The 13379-nt window shown below is 71.5% G+C and carries 16 protein-coding genes; 6 read left to right on the top strand and 10 right to left on the bottom strand.

The annotated features are described in order from the left end of the window. The first annotated feature begins 48 nt into the window (after nucleotides 1-48). Complete coding sequence (locus OG218_RS04965; protein ID WP_328292091.1) at nucleotides 49-714, top strand: NAD(P)H-binding protein; 666 nt, start codon at nucleotides 49-51, stop codon at nucleotides 712-714. After that, nucleotides 711-1541 carry a sulfite exporter TauE/SafE family protein gene (locus OG218_RS04970; protein ID WP_328292092.1) on the top strand — a complete coding sequence of 277 codons (831 nt, stop codon included), beginning with the start codon at nucleotides 711-713 and terminating at the stop codon, nucleotides 1539-1541. Before OG218_RS04965 ends, OG218_RS04970 begins: the two co-directional genes overlap by 4 nt. Nucleotides 1542-1549: 8 nt before the next feature. Here OG218_RS04970 and OG218_RS04975 read toward each other — a convergent pair whose 3' ends face one another. Further along, a complete protein-coding gene (locus tag OG218_RS04975) occupies nucleotides 1550-1975 on the bottom strand; it encodes a MarR family winged helix-turn-helix transcriptional regulator (protein WP_328292093.1) in 426 nt (141 codons plus the stop codon). 46 nt (nucleotides 1976-2021) lie between these two features. On the opposite strand from OG218_RS04975, the gene OG218_RS04980 reads away from it, so the two are divergent. Beyond that, complete coding sequence (locus OG218_RS04980) at nucleotides 2022-2831, top strand: alpha/beta fold hydrolase (protein ID WP_328292094.1); 810 nt, start codon at nucleotides 2022-2024, stop codon at nucleotides 2829-2831. Here OG218_RS04980 and OG218_RS04985 read toward each other — a convergent pair. Then, the gene (locus OG218_RS04985) at nucleotides 2786-4252 is read right to left on the bottom strand and encodes an NCS2 family permease (RefSeq protein WP_328292095.1); all 1467 of its coding nucleotides are present in this window, start codon (nucleotides 4250-4252) and stop codon (nucleotides 2786-2788) included. The two genes, OG218_RS04980 and OG218_RS04985, sit on opposite strands and share 46 nt — an antisense overlap. A 49-nt stretch (nucleotides 4253-4301) precedes the next feature. Continuing rightward, nucleotides 4302-5591 carry an ROK family transcriptional regulator gene (locus tag OG218_RS04990; RefSeq protein WP_328292096.1) on the bottom strand — a complete coding sequence of 430 codons (1290 nt, stop codon included), beginning with the start codon at nucleotides 5589-5591 and terminating at the stop codon, nucleotides 4302-4304. A 165-nt stretch (nucleotides 5592-5756) separates the two neighbouring features. Here OG218_RS04990 and OG218_RS04995 point away from each other — a divergent pair, with 165 nt between their 5' ends. Genes OG218_RS04995 through OG218_RS05005 form a run of 3 tightly spaced genes read left to right on the top strand, consistent with a single transcriptional unit; the run spans nucleotide 5757 to nucleotide 8978 of the window. After that, on the top strand, nucleotides 5757-7121 hold the full coding sequence (locus OG218_RS04995) for an extracellular solute-binding protein (RefSeq protein ID WP_328292097.1): 1365 nt from the start codon (nucleotides 5757-5759) through the stop codon (nucleotides 7119-7121). A 28-nt stretch (nucleotides 7122-7149) separates the two neighbouring features. After that, nucleotides 7150-8076, top strand: a complete 927-nt coding sequence (locus tag OG218_RS05000; RefSeq protein WP_328292098.1) for a carbohydrate ABC transporter permease — start codon at nucleotides 7150-7152, stop codon at nucleotides 8074-8076. A 5-nt stretch (nucleotides 8077-8081) separates the two neighbouring features. After that, nucleotides 8082-8978, top strand: a complete 897-nt coding sequence (locus OG218_RS05005; RefSeq protein ID WP_328292099.1) for a carbohydrate ABC transporter permease — start codon at nucleotides 8082-8084, stop codon at nucleotides 8976-8978. Between the two features lie 73 nt (nucleotides 8979-9051). On the opposite strand, the gene OG218_RS05010 is transcribed toward OG218_RS05005, so the two are convergent. The 7 genes from OG218_RS05010 to coaD all read right to left on the bottom strand — a co-directional run bounded on the left by OG218_RS05010 (nucleotide 9052) and on the right by coaD (nucleotide 13370). After that, nucleotides 9052-9690, bottom strand: coding sequence for an HAD-IA family hydrolase (locus tag OG218_RS05010; RefSeq protein ID WP_328292100.1), 639 nt, complete (start codon nucleotides 9688-9690; stop codon nucleotides 9052-9054). Further along, on the bottom strand, nucleotides 9687-10613 hold the full coding sequence (gene mutM / locus OG218_RS05015; RefSeq protein WP_328292101.1) for a bifunctional DNA-formamidopyrimidine glycosylase/DNA-(apurinic or apyrimidinic site) lyase: 927 nt from the start codon (nucleotides 10611-10613) through the stop codon (nucleotides 9687-9689). Before mutM ends, OG218_RS05010 begins: the two co-directional genes overlap by 4 nt. Before the next feature lie 4 nt (nucleotides 10614-10617). After that, entirely contained in the window at nucleotides 10618-11292 is a 675-nt protein-coding gene (rnc, locus tag OG218_RS05020) for a ribonuclease III (protein WP_328292102.1), read from the bottom strand. Nucleotides 11293-11368: 76 nt separating this feature from the next. After that, nucleotides 11369-11572, bottom strand: a complete 204-nt coding sequence (gene rpmF, locus OG218_RS05025; RefSeq protein ID WP_328292103.1) for a 50S ribosomal protein L32 — start codon at nucleotides 11570-11572, stop codon at nucleotides 11369-11371. A 2-nt stretch (nucleotides 11573-11574) separates the two neighbouring features. After that, the gene (locus tag OG218_RS05030) at nucleotides 11575-12168 is read right to left on the bottom strand and encodes a YceD family protein (protein WP_328292104.1); all 594 of its coding nucleotides are present in this window, start codon (nucleotides 12166-12168) and stop codon (nucleotides 11575-11577) included. Nucleotides 12169-12289: 121 nt separating this feature from the next. Next, nucleotides 12290-12808, bottom strand: coding sequence for a hypothetical protein (locus tag OG218_RS05035; protein WP_328292105.1), 519 nt, complete (start codon nucleotides 12806-12808; stop codon nucleotides 12290-12292). 46 nt (nucleotides 12809-12854) lie between these two features. Beyond that, complete coding sequence (gene coaD / locus OG218_RS05040) at nucleotides 12855-13370, bottom strand: pantetheine-phosphate adenylyltransferase (protein ID WP_328292106.1); 516 nt, start codon at nucleotides 13368-13370, stop codon at nucleotides 12855-12857. Nucleotides 13371-13379: the final 9 nt, after the last annotated feature.

The following is a 13379-nucleotide window of genomic DNA, read 5'->3' on the forward strand; positions in this document are numbered from 1 at the left end:
CAACCATCGTACGACGCCGGGGACCCCGCCCGGCTGGAGGAGGTTCCCGTGAAGGTGTTCCAGATCGGTGCCGCCGGCGGCGTCGGACGTCGACTCAGCGCCCTGCTCGTCGCCCGGGGCGTCGAGGTCAGCGGGATGCACCGCGCCGGGGCGCAGGCCGCGACCATCGCCGAGCAGGGTGCGACCCCCGTCGCCGGCGACCTCGTCGCCGACAGCGTGGACGAGCTCGCCGCGAAGCTGGCCGGGCACGACGCCGTGGTGTTCAGCGCCGGGGCCCACGGAACGGGCCGGGACCAGACCAGCGCCATCGACGGCGAGGGAGTGGTCAAGGCCGCCGCCGCCGCCGCGCAGGCCGGGGTGTCCCGGTTCCTGCTGGTGTCGGTGTTCCCCGAGGCCGGGCGCGGAGGCGAGCTCGGTGAAGGGTTCGAGCACTACGTGCGGGTGAAGAAGGACGCCGACGCGCACCTCGCCGCCACCGACCTCGACTGGCTGATCGTGCGCCCCGGGACCCTGGTGGACTCCCCCGGGACGGGCACGGTCGCCGCTCGGGCAGCCCTGGAGTACGGGGACGTGCCGCGCGACGACGTGGCCGCGTTCCTCGACGCGGCCCTGGCCCAACCCCGACTGAACCGCTCCGTCGTGGAACTCACCGCCGGTCCCACCCCGGTCGCCGACGCCGTCGCCGCACTGGTCCCCCGGGCCGCTCGTCGGTGATCGCCTCGTCGGCGTCCGCGGCGGTCCTCTTCCCGCCCGACCTCGCCGTCCCGACCCTCCTGCTGCTCCTCCTGGCCGCCTTCGCGGCGGGCTGGGTGGACGCCGTGGTCGGCGGCGGGGGCCTCCTGCAGCTCCCGGCCCTGCTGCTCGTCCCCGGCCTCGCTCCCGTCCAGGCCCTGGCCACGAACAAGCTCGGCTCGATCTTCGGGACCTCCACCAGTGCCCTGACGTACTACCGGCGGGCCCGGCCCGACCTGCGGACAGCCCTGCCGATGGCGGCGGTCGCCCTCGTGGGCAGTTTCGGCGGTGCCTCGATCGCCGCGGCCCTCCCGGTCGCGGTGTTCAAACCCGTCATCGTCGTCGCCCTGGTCACCGTCGCGACCATCACCCTGCTGCGGCCGGCCCTGGGCGGGACGACGTCGTTGCGCTTCTCCGGGCACGCGCACTACCGCGCCGCCGTCGCGGTGGGCCTGGCCATCGGGGTCTACGACGGCGTCCTGGGCCCGGGGACGGGGACGTTCCTGGTCATCGCGATGGTCAGCCTCCTCGGCTACGACTTCCTGCAGGCCAGCGCGAAGGCGAAGATCGTCAACTTCGCCACCAACCTCGGCGCCCTGCTCTTCTTCGTCCCGCACGGATCGGTCGTCTGGGGACTGGCCCTGCTCCTGGGCGCGGCCAACGTGGGCGGCAGCTACCTCGGCTCACGGATGGCCATCGCCAGCGGAACCCGCTTCATCCGCACCGTCTTCCTGGTGGTGGTCGCGGCGCTCATCGTGAAGGTGGGCCACGACGTGTGGGTCGAGAACCTCCGGCCCCTCCTCGCCTGAACCACCACTCACGTCGAGGGAGGACCCTGCTCCAGCGCGCGTAGCAGCAACCGGTGCAGCGTCGCCCGGTCTCGGTCGGACAACCCGCCGAACGACTCCTCGAGGACCTCGTCGAGCAGGGCACCCCCCGCCGCCCGCACCTGCTCGCCCGCGGCGGTGAGGCGGTGCCGGACCGCCCGGCCGGGCCCCTCGACCCGCTCCAGGAGTTCACGCTCGATCATGCGCCGGGCCAGCTCGCCCATCGACTGGTCGGTCTGGAAGGTGAGGACCGCGAGCCGGTGCAGCGAGGCCTCGGGTTCGGCGTCGAGGTGTCGCAGCACGTCCCACTGGACGAGGGAGACCCCGAGCGTGGCCAACTGGCGGTTCGCGTCCCGGTGGTGGCGCCACTGCAGCCGTTTGACGGCCAGCCCGACGTCCTGCAGCGAAGGTTCCACGATCCCAGGGTAGCGGATCCAAGGAACCTGACCTAAGGTTACTTATATGCAGCTCCTCGACGTCCCCCTCGACACCACCACCGTGCCCGTGACCTGCACCGACCAGGGCCGCGGTCGCCCCGTCCTGCTGCTGCACGGCGGCGGCGGTCCCCTCACCGTCAGCGCCTGGGCGCACCGGCTGGCCACCACCGCCGACGTCCGGGTGATCGTCCCCACCCACCCCGGTTTCGAGGGCACGCCCCGCCCGGATGCCCTGAGCTCGCCCCAGGACCTCGCCCGGCTCTACGCCGGCCTGCTGGAGTCCCTCGACCTGGACGGCGTCACGGTCGTCGGCAACTCGCTCGGCGGCTGGATCACGGCGGAACTCGGGCTGCTCGACACCACCCGGGTCGGTCGTCAGGTCCTCGTGGACGCCGTCGGGATCGAGGTCCCCGGCCACCCCGTCGCCGACTTCTTCGCCCTCACCCCGCAGCAGGTCGCCGAGCGCAGCTACGCCGACCCCGCGACGTTCGGCCTCGACCCCGCCACGCTCCCCGCCGAGCGGCTCGTGGCGATGGCGGGCAACCGCGCCACCCTCCAGGTCTACGGCGGTACGGCCATGACCGACCCGACCCTCGCCGGCCGGCTGGCGGCGACCGCCCGTCCGACCCTCGTCGTCTGGGGCGAGGCGGACCGCATCGGGGACCCCGACTACGGCCGCGCCTACGCCGCGGCCCTCCCCGGGGCCGGGTTCGTCCTGCTCCCCGGGGCGGGCCACCTCCCGCAGATCGAGACCCCGGACGTCCTCGTCGACGTCGTCCGGGGGTTCCTTCAGGAGACCCCGAGGGCTTCCTTCAGCGGGTCGATGGCGAAGTAGACGAGGAACAGCACCGCGACGACCCACAGCACCGGGTGCACCAGCCGGGCCTTGCCCTTGGCCACCTTGAGCACCACGAAGGCGATGAACCCGGCCCCGATGCCGGCGCTGATGGAGTAGGTGAAGGGCATCAGGACGATCGTCAGGAACGCCGGCAGGGCGATCTCCAGGTCCGACCAGTCGATGCCCTTGACCTGGGTCATCATGAGGAAACCCACGACCACGAGCGCGGGGGTCGCCGCCTCGTAGGGGACGATCGACACCACGGGGGCCAGGAACGTCGCCAGCAGGAACGCCACCCCGGTGACCACGCTCGCCAGGCCCGTGCGCGCACCCTCGCCGACCCCCGTCGCCGATTCGATGAAACTCGTGTTGCTGGAGACCCCGCCCGCACCACCGGCGGCCGCGGCGATCGAGTCGACGACGAGGATCCGGCGCATCCGCGGCGGGTTCCCGTCCGCGTCCAGCAGGTCCCCCTCGGCGCCGATGGCGACGACGGTCCCCATGGTGTCGAAGAAGTCGGCGAGCAGGAGCGTGAAGACCAGCAGCAGGACGCTGACCACGCCGATGACCCGGAACGAGCCCAGCAGCGAGAACTGCCCCAGCGTCGAGAAGTCCGGGGTGGAGATCCACCGGTCGGGCAGCTCCGGGACGTTCAGCCCCCACGCCCGCGCGTTCACGACGGAACCGTCGGCGCCGGTGCGCGGCCCGAGCTTCGCCACGCCCTCCACGACGACCGCGAGGACGGTCGCCACGACGATCCCGGCGAGGATCGCACCCCGGACGCCGCGGACCATCAGGACGATCGTCAGGAGGAGCCCGACGACGAACACCAGGGTCGGCCAGCCGGCCAGGAACCCGCCGATTCCGAGTTCCAGGGGGGTGCCGCTGCCGGCCCGGACGAAGCCGGAGTCGACGAGCCCGACGATCGTGATGAACAACCCGATCCCCACGCTGATGGCGATCTTCATCTGCGCCGGGACGGCCCGGAACACCGCCTCCCGCAGACCCGTGAGCACCAGGACGAGGATCACCAGGCCCTCGATGACCACGAGCCCCATGGCGTCGGCCCAGGTCATCCTCGGCAGGCTGGCCACGCCGAAGGCCAGGAACGCGTTCAGCCCCAGCCCGGTCGCCAGCGCGAGCGGGTAGTTCGCGACCGCACCCATCAGCAGGGTCACGACCCCGGCCACGAGGGCCGTCCCCGCGGCGACGGCGGCCAGGTCGGGACTGCTGCCACCGCCCAGGAAGCCCCCGGTCCCGTCCGGCTGCGTCCCGATGATGAGCGGGTTCAGGACGATGATGTAGGCCATCGTGAAGAAGGTCGCGAGACCACCGCGGACCTCGCGTCCGACGGTGGAGCCCCGGGCGCTGATCTCGAACCAGCGGTCGAGGGCGGACGGGACAGGGGCGTGCGACATGCGGGACCTCGGGGTCGACGGGGCGGAACCCGGGCGATCCTGCCAGAGCTCAGTGCACCGGGGCGACCGGCGAGATCACCAGCGCCCGGACCGGGGCGTGGACCCCGGCCCAGGTCGAGGACAGCGACTCGTGCAGGACGGCGCTCGCCGCCCCGAGGGCCCCGGCCTGCTCCCCCGCCTCCCCCAGCCGCACGCCGAGGGGGTGGACCTCGCGCGTCATGGCCGCACCCAGCCGGGCCGCCAGCGCGACCCGCAGCCGCTCACCCGTTCGGCGCAACCCCGCGCCGCCGAGGACGACCTCGCTCACGTCGAGGACGTTCACCACCCCGAGCACCACCCGTGCGATGTCGTCGGCCGCCGCGTCGAGCACCTCCGCGGCGACGGTGTCCCCCGCCCCCGCCCGGGTGCCCAGCACGTCGTGGTCGTCCAGGACGGTCCGCTCGGCGAGGCGCAACCCGGCCGCCCGCGCCGCCCGGGAGCCGACCCGCTCCACGTAGCGGCGCACCACGGCGGCCGGTGCGGCGACGGCCTCGAGGCAGCCGACGGAGCCGCAGGGACACGGCGGGCCGGCCGGGTCGGCGACGACGTGGCCGATCTCGCCCGCGTTGCCGGACTCCCCGTGCAGCACCTCGTCGCGCAGCACCAGCCCGCCGCCGATCCCCGCCCCGACGTGGACGTAGAGGAAGCTGCGCCCCGTGCGGCGCGAACGCCACAGGTCCCCGACCGCGGCGGCGGTCGCGTCGTTCTCCACCAGGACGGGCAACCCGGTGGCCCGCAGGAGCAGGTCCGCGATGGCGACCCCGCGCCACCCGGGGAGGTTGATCGCCGAACTGCGCACCGGTCCGGCGAAGTCCAGGGGCCCGGGGACGGCGACACCGACCCCGCGGACCCCCACCGCACCCGTGGTGTCGATCAACCGGCGGACGAGGCCGGCCGCGTGGGCCACCACGAGTTCTACGGGGGCCTCCGGATCGGGCAGGGGTTCGCGGTCGACCCCGACCACCACCCCGGACAGGTCCAGCAGCACGGCGTCGACGTGCTCGCGCTCGAACTGGACGCCCACGGCCAGCGCGGCCCCCGGGCGCACCGACAGGGCCGTGCGCGGCTTGCCCGCCCCGCGCACCGCCCCCGGACCCGTACCGGGGCGCAGCAGGGCCACTCCTTCCTGGACGAGACCGCGCTCCACCAGGCGCCGGACGATGTTCGAGACCGTCTGCAGCGTCAGCCCGCTCGCGCCGGCCAGGTCCGTGCGGGACGTGCCGGGGTGGCGCCGGATGCCGTCGAGCACCACCGCCTGGTTGTAGTCGCCCACCCAGGGCAGGTTCGTGCCACGTCGCACCACGCCTCCTCGCGCTCGGCGACCCCCTTGGGATCGTTCCCAGAATCATGCGTCCGATCCGTTGACACGGTCAATCCACTGGATTTACTTTCCTGACACGGAACGGCGCACCGGAGCTCCACCGGCCGGCGCGCACCATCGGACACCGCCACGAGGGAGTGGGTTGTGCGTCGTCGTAACTTCCTGACAGCTACCGGCCTGGGCGCCGGCACCCTGCTCGGAACCGCAGCCTGTGGTGGCGGTTCCCAGTCCGGAGACGACTCCGGGGGCAAGGGGATCAAGGTCGCCTACCAGCAGTGGGGCTCGGGCACGGTGATGAAGGACTACCTCACCGGCGTCAAGGCCGCCTACGAGAAGGCGAACGCGGGCAAGACCATGGAGCTGCAGCCCATCGTCGCCTCCGAGAACGACTACTACACGAAGCTCCAGCTGATGATGCGCTCGCCGCGCACGTCGCCCGACATCGTGTACGAGGACACCTTCCTCATCAACTCCGACATCACCGCCGGGTACCTGCAGCCGCTGGACAGCTACCTGGACAAGTGGGAGGAGTGGGACCAGTTCCAGGACGTCGCCAAGGGGGCCGCGAAGGCCGCCGACGGCAAGACCTACGGGGTGCCGGACGGCACCGACACCCGTGCGCTCTGGTACAACAAGAAGCTCTTCGCGCAGGCCGGCCTGCCCGAGACCTGGACGCCGGGCAGCTGGGACGACATCCTCACCGCCGCCCGCCAGATCAAGGCGAAACTGCCGAACGTCACGCCGATCAACGTCTACGCCGGCAAGGCCGCCGGTGAGGCCGCGTCGATGCAGGGTTTCGAGATGATCTTCTACGGGACCGGTTCGACGCTCTACGACGCGGACAAGGACAAGTGGAACGTGGGGAGTTCCGACTTCAAGGACGCCCTCACCTTCCTCAAGACCCTCTTCGACGAGAAGCTCGCCCCGGACCCCACGATCGCCCTGGACGCCCAGGTCGGCACCCGGGTCCAGGAGGAGTTCCTGCCCGGCAGCACGCTGGCCATCGACCTCGACGGGTCGTGGGTGTCGAGCACCTGGCTCCCCACCGGCGGCAAGCCGTGGACGGAGTGGAACGACACCATGGGCCAGGCCCCGATGCCCACGAAGGACGGTTCGGGCGAAGGCAGCATCAGCATGTCCGGCGGCTGGACCTGGGCCATGACCAAGAACGCGTCCAACGCCGAGGACGCCTGGAAGGTCATCTCGACGCTGACGTCGTTCGAGAACAACCTCAAGTACAACATCAACTCCGCGGCCGTCGCCGTGCGCAAGGACGTCGCGGCCGACGCCGACTACACCGGTTCCAACCCCACGCTGGAGTTCTTCTCCAGCCTGGTCCCGGTCACGCAGTACCGCCCGCAGAACACCGACTACCCCCGGGTGTCCAACGAGATCCAGGTCGCGATGGAAGCCGTCGTCACCGGCCAGGCCAGCGTCGAGGACGCCGCGAAGGCGTACGACGAGGCGGTCAAGGGGATCGTCGGCGAGGACAAGACCGCGACGCTCTGAGCGTCGTCCCGAGCAGGAAGGAGGTCCCGTGGCCACCATCACCCGTCCGAACCCGGGAACACCCGGAGGGCCTGAACTCCGGCGCAGGACCCACCCGATCTCGGTGGACATCGCCCGGGCCCTCCCCCTGACGCCGGCGGTCCTGCTGCTGCTGGTGTTCCTGGCCGGCCCGATCCTGTGGTGCATCTACGCCGCGTTCACCAACACGGCGCTCACCGGCGCAGGATCGGGCAACACCCAGTTCGTCGGCCTGGACAACTTCCGGGCCGCGTTCAGCAGTGACACGTTCCGCAACTCCGTCGTGCTGACCCTGGTCTTCACGTTCCTGTCGGCCGTCGTGGGGCAGAACCTCCTCGGTCTCGGTCTCGCGCTGCTGCAGAAGCGGTCCGCGAAGGCGGTCCGCACCCTGGTGGGCATCACCGTCATCGGCGCCTGGGTCATCCCCGAGGTCGTCGCCGGCTACGTCTGGTACGCGTTCCTCGCCAAGGACGGAACCCTCAACGAGATCCTCGGGACGCTGGGACTGGGCCAGAACTGGCTCTACACCCTGCCGATCATCGCGGTCTCGCTGGCCAACGTCTGGCGCGGGACGGCGTTCTCGATGCTCGTCTACAACGCCGCCCTCTCCGAGATCCCCCAGGAGATCGAGGAGGCCGCCGAGATGGACGGGGCGACCGGTTGGCGGCGTCTCCGCTGGGTCACGGTCCCGATGATCAAGCGCACCGTGACGACGAACCTCATGCTCATCACGTTGCAGACGCTGTCCGTGTTCGGCCTCATCTACACGATGACCCGGGGCGGTCCCGGCACCAAGAGCCAGACCCTGCCGCTCTACATGTACGAGCAGGCCTTCTCCTTCAGTCAGATCGGCTACGGCACCGCCATCGCGCTCGTCCTGCTCGCGGTCGGCGGCGTCTTCTCCATCATCTACATGCGCCTGCTGCGCGAGGACTGACGCCCATGACCACCGAGACCCCCACCCCTGCGCTCAGCACGACCAAGCTCACGGTCGGCTCGAACAAACCCGTCGGGCCCCGTACCCGGGTCGCCGCCGGCGTCATCAACCTCGTCACGGCCGTCCTCGGGATCATGTTCCTGGTCCCCCTGCTGTGGGTCGTCTTCGCCGCGTTCAACTCCCAGGCCGGCCTCAAGCTGGAGTGGCCGGGGTCGAACTTCAGCCTCGACAACTTCCGGGCCATCCTCACCCCGGAGACGACCTACCGGCCGATGTGGAACGGGCTGGTCCTCTGCGTGGGCTCGACGGTCATCGCGATCGCGGTGGCGACGCTCGCCGCCTACCCGCTGTCGCGGTTCAACACCCGCTACAAGCGCCCGTTCCTGCTGACCATCCTGTTCTCGACCGGGCTGCCGATCACGGCCATCATGGTTCCGGTCTACGGCCTGTTCGTGCAGCTCAACCTCATCGACACCATCAGCGGCACGGTCGCGTTCATGGCGACGACCGCGCTGCCGATGTCGATCTTCCTCATGAAGAACTTCATGGACGGCGTCCCGCTCACCCTCGAGGAAGCCGCCTGGACCGACGGCGCGAACTCGATGCAGACGCTGCGCCACATCGTGCTGCCGTTGATGTGGCCGGGGATGTCGGTCGTGACGATCTTCACGTTCATCGGGATGTGGGGGAACTTCTTCATCCCCTTCATCCTGCTGCTCTCCCCCGACCGACTGCCGGCCTCGGTGAGCATCTTCACCTTCTTCGGCCAGTACGGTTCGGTCCAGTGGGGCCAGCTCGCGGCCTACTCGATCCTCTACACGCTGCCGGTCGTCATCCTGTACGTGCTGCTCTCCCGCCGCCTCGGCGGGGCGTTCAACTTCGGTGGCGCGCTCAAGGGCTGACCCACGACGGAGCCTCCGCACTTCTCGGTGCGGGGGCTTCCGCCTGTCCGGGCCGGGTCACCCGACGGACACCTCACCCACCGACGCTGGACGTCCAGGCGAGGAGGTGCGGGGTCGCCTGCAACAGCGAACCCACGACGACGTGCGCGGCGGCGAGGTCCGCCGCCGGGTGCGACGTCGTCACCGCGACGACCCGCATCCCGGCGGCGCGTCCCGCCTCGATCCCCGCCGGGGCGTCCTCCACGACGAGGCAGTCCCCCGGCGCGACGCCGAGGAGCCGCGCCGCCAGCAGGTACCCCTCGGGGTCGGGTTTGCCCACGTACACGGCCGACCCGTCCACCAGCACCGACGGGACCGGCAGCGCCCCCGCCCGCAACCGCGCCCGCACCGTCCCGGCGTCGCCGGAGGTCACGACCGCCCAGCTCCCGGCCGGGAGCGCGGCCAGCAGCGGCGCGGCGTCGGGGAACACCGGGAAGGCCCCGGGCAGTTCCTCGACGAACTCCCGCAGGCGGGTGTGCTCGGCCACCGGGTCGAGGTGTGGCGCGACGGCGGCGATGGTGTCGACCGGCCGACGGGCGTGGGTCGCGGCGTGCACGAGAACAGGATCGAGAGCGTGCAGCGCGGACCAGCGGTCCCAGACGCTGCGGTAGCCCGCGTGGGAGTCCACCAGGACGCCGTCGGCGTCGAAGAGGACCGCCCGGGCAGGGCTCACCAGTGCGCCGTGCGCGGGACCGGCTGGCACCCGGGGCAGGAGAACGACGACCGGTTCATGAACGCGTCACGGCGCACCAGCGATCCGCACCGCGGGCATGGCCGGCCCAGCTGCCCGTAGACGGCCAGCGACCGGTCGAAGTACCCGCTCGCACCGTTCACGTTGACGTACAACGCGTCGAAGCTCGTCCCACCCGCGTCCAGCGCCGCGCTCATCACCTCCCGCAATCCCGCCAGCAGCGCGGCGGCCTGGGGCCGGGTGATGGACCGGGTCGGCCGGGCGTAGTGCAGCTTCGCCCGCCACAGCGACTCGTCGGCGTAGATGTTGCCCACCCCCGAGACGAGGGTCTGGTCCAGCAGGGCCCGCTTCAGCCCGGTCGTCTTCTCCCGCAGGCGCTTCGCGAAGAGGGCGTCGTCGAAGGCGGGGTCGAGGGGATCGCGGGCGATGTGCGCGACCGGAGCGGGCAGGAACCTCGACCACGAGGCGTCGGAGGACTCCCCGAGCCCACCCAGACCACCGTCGGGCGTCCCCACCAGCGGCACGACGGCGACCCCGCCGAACGTCCGCTGGTCGACGAAGCGCAGTTCCTCGCCGTCGTCGTCGAACGTCCACACGGCACGGAGGTGCTTCTCCGGCGGCGCGTCGGCGGCCTCGACGAGCAGCTGACCGCTCATCCCGAGGTGCACGACCATCGCCTCCTCGGCGTGACCGTCGGCGTCGGCGAGCGGCAACCAGAGGAACTTCCCGCGGCGCACGGCGTCGGCGACGACGAGGCCGTTGGTGCGGGCGGCGGCGTCCTCCGGCCCGGCGACGTGGCGACGGATCGCGCGGGCGTTCAGGAACCTCGTGGTCGAGACCGTCCGTCCGAGCACCCAACGGGCCACCCCACGACGAACGACCTCGACCTCGGGGAGTTCGGGCACGAGATCAGTGCGCGGCGCGCTGCGCGGCCGCGGCCGTGGCCTCGCGCAACGCCTCGACGGCGGCCGAGGCCGCCTTCTGCTCGGCTTCCTTCTTGCTGCGTCCCTCACCGTGCCCCAGCGCGGTACCCCCCACCACCGCGTCGGCGGTGAAGTTCTTCGCGTGGTCGGGGCCGGAGTCGGTGATGGCGTAGGACGGCACCCCGAGGCCCTCGGCCGCGGTGAGTTCCTGCAACGCCGTCTTCCAGTCCGTCCCGGCCCCGAGACGTTCGGAGGACTCCATGAGCGGCGAGGTCAGGCGCAGGACGAAGTCCTGGGCGCCGTCCATCCCGACCGAGAGGAACGCCGCCCCGATGACGGCCTCCATGGTGTCGGCCAGGATCGAGTTCTTGTCCCGGCCGCCGGTGCCGAGCTCGCCCTTGCCGAGACGCACGTGGTCGCCGAGGTCGAGCCCGCGGGCGATGTCCGCGAGGGCGCGGGAGTTCACGACCGCGGCCCGCAGCTTGGCGAGCCGGCCCTCGGAGACGTCCGCGTAGCGGGTGTAGAGCTCGTGGGTCACCACGAGCCCGAGCACCGAGTCCCCGAGGAACTCGAGGCGCTCGTTGGTCGGCAACCCGCCCTTCTCGTACGCGTACGAGCGGTGGGTCAGCGCGAGTTCCAGGAGGTCGGCGTCGATCTCCACGCCCAGAGCAGCAGTCAGCCGGGCGGCGTCACCGACGCCGCCCGGCGTGACTGCGGGCGCCTGCTGAGCGGTCAGCTCAGAGGTCCTTGACCTTGCGGCCCTTGTACTCCAGGTACAGCGGGGTGCCGGCGGAGTCGGTGACGACCCGGGCGGTGTGCGGACGCGAGTACGCGACCTGGCCGCGCACGTTGCTGCGGACCAGCGTCTCTTCGGTCGCCTTCCACTGCGAACGGCGGGCGCGGGTGTTGCTGCGGGACATCTTCCGCTTCGGGACTGCCACGATCAGCTCTTCTCTCTGGTTCCGGACGGGGAGTCGTCACTGCTCTCGAGCAGGGACTGCAAAGCGGCCCACCGGGGGTCCGCCGGTTCTTCGGTGAGCGGCGCCTGCTCGGAGACACCGATCTCGTAGTCCTGCTGGCAGGGGCCGTCGCACACGGGCTGGAACGGCAGTTCCAGCACGATCGCGTCACGGACCGCGGGTTCGAGGTCGACGAGCTCGCCCTGGGCGACCTCACGGATCTCGTCCTCGTCGTCCGCCAGCTCCAGCGGCTTCTTGCCGGGGTAGGCGAACAGCTCCTGCACCGTGACCTCGAGGTCCTGCGTCACCTCGGCGAGGCAACGACCGCACTCCCCGACGGCGGTGCCACGGACGGTGCCCGAGACGAGCACACCCTCCATGACGGCTTCCAGCCGCAGGTCGAGTTCGAGGTCGGCTCCCTCGGGGACACCGATGACGGCGATCCCGAGTTCGGCCGGTGCCGGGACGGTGCGCTGCAGGGTGCGCATCGTGCCGGGCCGACGGCCCAGGTCGTGCGTGGACAGCACGAGCGGAGCGTTCGGGTCCAGCTGACCTTCGTGCACCTTCTGCTTGCTCACGTCCACACCTCCGCTGGAACTCGATCGACACACCACAAGACCCCGTCGCTGGTGGCAGAACCACACGCGCCGAGGTCGCCCCCAAGGGTAACCGAGGGTGTGCCCTGCGACCCAATCGTGCTCAGGACGACGTGCTCTCGTCCTCGGAGGTCTCCGACGACGTCGCGGTGGCCCCCTCGGGGACCTCGTCCTCGCCCCCGCGGACCTTCAGCCGGTCGCGTCCACGGTGGGCCTGCTGCTTGAGCCGGTCCAGCTCCTCTTCGAAGTCGGAGAGCTTGCGGTCGACCCACGCGTCGGCGTCGACCCGCAGGCGCTTGGCCTCGTCGCGGGCGGACAGGACGATGTGGTCGGCGCGTTCGCGCGAGGCCTTCGTGACGGCCTGCGCGTCCACGAGCTCCTCGGCCCGCTCGCGGGCCTGCGCGAGCACCTGGTCGGCGTCGGACCGGGCGGCCGCGAGGACCTCGTCGCGCTGGGCCAGGACGTCACCGGCCTGCTGGACCTCGGCCGGCAGCAGCCGGCGCACCTCCGAGACCAGGGCGAGCAGCTGCTCGCGGTCGACCATCACCGACGACGACAGCGGGACCCCGCGCGCTCCCGACACGAGCGCGGCGAGCTCGCCGAGCTTCTCGTGCACCTCCACAGCCACAGCCTTTCGTTGCTTCTCAGCGTTCTCAGGACGTTCGTCCTCAGGGACGTCCCGGGTCCGCATTCTCCCCCAGCCGGGCGACCAACGCGGTGCGCACCGCCGCAGGCACCAGACCGGAGACGTCGCCGCCGTAGCGGGCGACCTCCTTGACCAGCGAGCTCGACACGTGCTGGACGCGCGGGTCACCCACCAGGAACACCGTCTCCACGTCGGCCAGGTGCCGGTTCATCAGCGCCATCGGCAGCTCGTAGGCGTAGTCGCCGCTACCGCGCAGGCCCTTCACCACGACCGGGGCGCCGAGGCGGCGGCAGTGGTCGACGAGGAGCCCGTCGGCGAACTCCTCGACGAGCACGCGCTCGGCCCGCGGGTCACCGGTCTCCTCCAGCGCGGCCCGCACGAGCTCCACCCGCTCCGGACCGCTGAACAGGCCACGCTTGGAGGGGTTCACCGCGACACCGGCGTAGACGGTGTCGAACATCCCCGCCGCTCGCAGCAGGACGTCCACGTGCCCCAGGGTCACGGGGTCGAAACTGCCCGGGCACACGCAACGGCTCACGGGACCCGA

Source organism: Kineococcus sp. NBC_00420 (assembly GCF_036021035.1).
In the GTDB taxonomy this organism is placed as follows: Bacteria; Actinomycetota; Actinomycetes; order Actinomycetales; family Kineococcaceae; genus Kineococcus.

What these genes read in the sequence shown, in the direction of transcription:
- OG218_RS04985 (WP_328292095.1), bottom strand. Translation starts at nt 4,252, where the DNA reads ATGTCGCACGCCCCTGTCCCGTCCGCCCTCGACCGCTGGTTCGAGATC.
- OG218_RS05005 (WP_328292099.1), top strand. Translation starts at nt 8,082, where the DNA reads ATGACCACCGAGACCCCCACCCCTGCGCTCAGCACGACCAAGCTCACG.
- OG218_RS04980 (WP_328292094.1), top strand. Translation starts at nt 2,022, where the DNA reads ATGCAGCTCCTCGACGTCCCCCTCGACACCACCACCGTGCCCGTGACC.